Here is a 5,055-nt window from a genome sequence, read left to right as displayed (position 1 = left end):
CCCTTCTACTCGACCGTCACTGGCGGTCTGATCGATACCAAGGAGTTGGATGCCGAGTACTGGGTGACCAATCTCCGGCAGACGGTCCGTTTCGATGAGACGGTGCGTGTGCTTCTGGCCGATGGTTTCGGTTACTTCATCGAGTCCAGTGCGCATCCTGTTCTGACTGTGGGTTTGCAGGAGACTTTCGAGGATTCCGGTAAGGACGCTGTCGCGTTGGGCACTCTGCGTCGGGACGAGGGCGGTCCCGAGCGTTTCCTGACCTCCCTCGCCGAGGGCTATGTCCGTGGTCTGTCCGTCGACTGGCATGCCGTGTTCGCCGGTACGGGCGCCCAGCGCGTCGACCTCCCCACTTATGCCTTCCAACGGCAGCGCTACTGGCTCGACATACCCACCGCCTCCGTGAACGACCCGGCCGGCCTCGGTCTCGCCGCCGTCGGTCACCCGCTGCTCGGCGCCGCCGTCCAACTGGCCGGGGACGGTCAACTGTTGTTCACCGGCCGGATCTCGCTCCGGACCCACCCCTGGCTCGCCGACCGCACCGCCCTCGGTACGACCGTCCTCGCACCCTCCGCCCTGCTCGAACTCGCCTTCACCGCCGCCCACGAAGCGAACTGCGGCCATGTCGAGAACCTGACGCAGACCTCGCCCCTCGTCCTGCCCGAGCACGACGCCGTACAGATCCAGCTGGCCGTCGGAACGCCCGACGAAGCAGGGCGTCGTGAACTGCGGCTGTATGCGCGAGTGGCGGACTCCCGGCCGGACACCCCGTGGACCCACCACGCCACCGGCACACTCGCCCTCGCCGACATCACCCCTGCCGACATCACCCACGGCGAGCCCCTGGCCGCCGCGTGGCCGCCGCCCGGCGCCCGGCCCGTCGATGTCGACGCCTTCTACGACCGGGCCGCCGCTGCCGGTCACGGGTACGGGCCGGCCTTCCGAGGACTCCGCGCCGCGTGGCGAGCGGGCGAGGAGGTGTACGCCGAGGTGGAACTGCCGGAAGAGGAAATCCCCGACGCCGCCCGCTACGGCCTGCACCCCGCACTCCTGGACGCTTCCCTCCAACTCGCCCTGCTGGAACGGCCCGACGCCGCGCAGGACGGAGAGCCGTTTCTGCCGGGCGACTGGAGCGGAGCGGCCCTGCACGCCGTGGGCGCCACCGCGCTCCGGGTCCGCATCCGCCCGGTGGGCGGCAAGGACGCGGTGTCCGTGACCCTCACGGACCCTACGGGTTCCCCGGTGGCGACCGTCGGGTCCCTGCGGCCCCGACCGCTCCGGCCCGAACACCTGCGTGCCGCGGGCGATGTGACACGCGACGCGCTCTTCCACCTGGAGTGGCTCCCCGTCCGGCCGGCTCAGCCCCCTGTCGCGTCCGGCCCCTGGACCGTCCCGGCCACCGACGACCTGAAGCTCGCCGCCGTCCTCACTCCCCTCGACACACCGCAGGCCGACAGCACGGCCGTCGTCTCGTACGCCTCGGCACCCGAAGCACCCGAAGCATCCGAAGCATCCGACGCATCCGACACCCCCGCTCTGCCGGGCCGGATCCGCGAAGCGACCGCGAAAACACTCCGACTGCTCCAGGAATGGCCGACCGAAGGCGCCCCCCGGATCGTCGTCGTGACGCGCAACGCCGTCGCCGCGCGGCCCGGCGAGGATGTCATCGACCTGACCCACGCCCCCGTCCAGGGGCTGGTACGGGCCGCCCAGGCCGAACGTCCCGGCCAGTTCCTCCTGGTGGACGTCGACGACGCGGAGACGTCGAGGAACGCCCTGGCGGCGGCCGTCGCCACGGCCTTCGCCACGGACGAACCACAGATCGCCGTGCGCGACGGCGAGATCCTCGTACCCCGCCTGACCCGTACGCCCCCCACCCCCGAGGCCCCCGCACCGCTCGACCCCGACGGCACCGTGCTGATCACCGGCGGCACCGGCACCCTCGGTTCCCTCATCGCCCGGCACCTCGTGGCCGAGCGCGGCGCCCGGCACCTGGTGCTCGCGAGCCGCCGGGGACCGGAAGCCCCCGGCGCCGCCGGACTCGCGGCCGAACTCGCCGCCGCCGGGGCCTCGGTGGAGACCGTGGCCTGCGACGCGGCCGACCAGGACGCGCTCGCCGCCCTCCTCGCGGGCATCCCCGCCGCACACCCGCTCACCGCCGTCGTCCACGCGGCGGGCGCCCCCGACGACGGACTGATCGGCGCGCTGACGCCCGAACGGCTCGACGGCGTCCTGCGGCCCAAGGCCGATGCCGCAGCCCATCTGCACGAGCTCACCCGTGGCCACGACCTGGCGGACTTCGTCCTCCTCTCCTCGGCCGCGGGCACCCTGGGCAACCCGGGGCAGGGCGCCTTCGGCGCGGCCAACGCCTTCCTCGACGCCCTCGCCCAGCACCGCCGCGCGCACGGGCTCCCCGCCGTCTCCCTCGCCTGGGGACCGTGGGAAGCCGCGACGGGCACCGACACCCGGGGCACGGGAGTCCTGCCCTTCACCACCGACGAGGGGCTCGCCCTCTTTGATGCGGCCCGTAGTGGTGACGCGGCCCTGGCCCTCCCCGTACGGCTCGACCTGCCGACGCTGAGCACCGCGCCCGCCGTCCCCGCTGCACTGCGCGGCCTCGTCCGCACCCCCGCGCGGCGCGCTGCCGCCGCGACCGGACCGGCGGCGCGGACGGAGTCGGTCCGGCGGCTCGCCGGACTCCGCCGCCCCGAGCAGGAGCGCGTCCTGCTCGATCTCCTGCGCACCGAGGTGGCCGCCGTCCTGCGGCACGCCACCGCGGACGACGTCGCCGCCGACCGGGCGTTCAAGGACCTCGGCTTCGACTCGCTCACCGCCGTCGAGCTGCGCAACCGCCTCCAAGCGGCCACCGGACTGCACCTGCCCGCCACGCTCGTCTTCACCTACCCGACCCCGACCGCCCTCGTGCGCTTCCTGCTGGACGAACTCCGGCCCGCCGCCGCCGACGGGCAACCCGGCGTCCTCGAAGAACTCGAACAGCTCGAATCGAGCCTCGCGCGGCTGTCCGGGGAATCCGACGACACGACACGCGACAAGATCACCAAGCGTCTGGAGGCCCTGCTGTGGAAGTGGCACGGCGACCCGGGCGGCCCGGAGGACGCCATCGCGCAGGACGTTCTCGACTCGGCGTCCGACGACGAGATGTTCGCGCTGATCGACAAGGAACTCGGGACCTCCTGAACCGGACGGGCACGGCGACTTCCACGGACTCCCGACGAGGAGCCCTTCACCAAGGAGCACAGGGGACATGGCCAACGTCGACAACGAACAGAAGCTCCGCGACTACCTCAAGCGGGTCACGGCCGACCTGAGCCGCACCCGCAGGCAGCTGCGCGACGCGGAGGCGGTCGGCCACGAGCCCGTCGCGATCGTCGGCATGGCCTGCCGCTACCCCGGCCACGTCGAGTCGCCCGAGGATCTCTGGGAGCTCGTCGCCTCCGGACGCGACGCCATCGGCCCCTTCCCCACCGACCGCGGTTGGGACCTCGACGGGCTGTACGACCCGGACCCGGACACCCGCGGCACCAGCTATGTGCGCAACGGCGGATTCCTGCACGGCGCCGGTGACTTCGACCCCGCCTTCTTCGGCATCACCCCCCGCGAAGCGCTCGGCATGGACCCGCAGCAACGCCTGCTCCTGGAGACGTCCTGGGAGGCATTCGAGCGCGCCGGACTCGACCCCCGCGCCATGAGCGGCAAACGGGTCGGCGTGTTCACCGGCATCGTCACCACGGACTACGTGGGACGGCTGCGACGGACCCCCGAATCCGTCGAGGGCTACGTCATCACCGGCACCATGGCCAGCGTCGCCTCCGGCCGCGTCGCCTACACCCTCGGACTCCACGGCCCCGCCCTCAGCGTCGAGACCGCCTGCTCGTCCTCGCTGGTCGCCCTCCACCTCGCCGTGCAGTCGCTGCGCACCGGCGAGAGCACCATGGCCCTCGCGGGCGGCGTGACGGTCATGCCGGTCCCCGACGCCTTCGTGGAGTTCAGCCGCCAGCGCGGACTCGCCCCCGACGGGCGCATCAAGGCGTTCGCCGCGGGCGCCGACGGCACCAACTGGGCGGAGGGCGCAGGGGTCCTGCTGGTCGAGCGGCTGTCGGACGCGCGCCGCAACGGCCACCCCGTCCTCGCCGTCATCCGCGGCTCCGCACTCAACCAGGACGGCACCAGCAACGGCCTGTCCGCCCCCAACAACCTCGCCCAGGAACGCGTCATCGAAGCGGCACTCGCCGACGCCCGGCTGACCGCCGACGAGGTCGACGCCGTCGAGGCGCACGGCACGGGCACCACACTGGGCGACCCGATCGAGGCACAGGCACTGCTCGCGACGTACGGCAAGGCGCACACCGCGGACCGGCCCCTGCGCCTCGGCTCGATCAAGTCCAACTTCGGGCACTCGGGCCCCGCCGCGGGCGTCGCGGGCGTCATCAAGATGGTGCAGGCGATCCGCGAGGGAGTGCTGCCGAAGACCCTGCACGTGGACGCCCCCACTCCGCACGTCGACTGGTCGTCCGGCACGGTCGAGCTGCTCACCGAGCCGGTGGAGTGGACGACGCCGGACGGCCGCCCACGCCGCGCGGCGGTCTCCGCCTTCGGCATCAGCGGCACCAACGCCCACGTGATCATCGAGCAGGCGCCGGAGCCCGAACCGGTGCCCGACCCCGCGACTGCCTCCGGACTCGTGGCGGGCGTGGTGCCATGGGTGCTGTCCGGCCGTTCGGACGCCGCGCTGCGGGCCCAGGCCGTACGACTGGCCGCGTTCCCCGGCGAACGCGAACTGCTGGACACCGGCTACTCCTTGGCCACCACACGATCGGCACTGGAACACCGCGGCGTCGTCCTGGCACCGAACACCGAGGAAGCGCTCGCCGGGCTGACGGCCCTGTCCGACGGCCTGCCCACCCCCGTAGTCGTCACCGGAACGGCGGGGGAGCGGGGCCAGGTGGCCTTCGTGTTTCCGGGTCAGGGGTCGCAGTGGGTGGGTATGGCGGCGGGGTTGTTGGAGTCGTCGCCGGTGTTCGCGGGTCGGTTGGC

2 protein-coding genes are annotated in these 5,055 nt (G+C 72.8%); both read left to right on the top strand.

Annotation, left to right across the window (positions count from 1 at the left end; genetic code table 11):
* On the top strand, positions 1-3,198 hold a 3,198-nt coding region (locus tag ACWD4A_RS35040), incomplete at its 5' end, for an SDR family NAD(P)-dependent oxidoreductase (protein ID WP_451200484.1).
* A gap of 67 nt (positions 3,199-3,265) precedes the next feature.
* Positions 3,266-5,055, top strand: a 1,790-nt coding sequence (locus ACWD4A_RS35035) for a type I polyketide synthase (RefSeq protein ID WP_451200483.1), incomplete at its 3' end; no start/stop codon positions are given.

This window comes from Streptomyces sp. NPDC002537 (assembly GCF_053594975.1).
The sequence above is the reverse complement of the archived record's forward strand: the minus strand, read 5'-3'. Positions and strand labels throughout refer to the sequence as shown.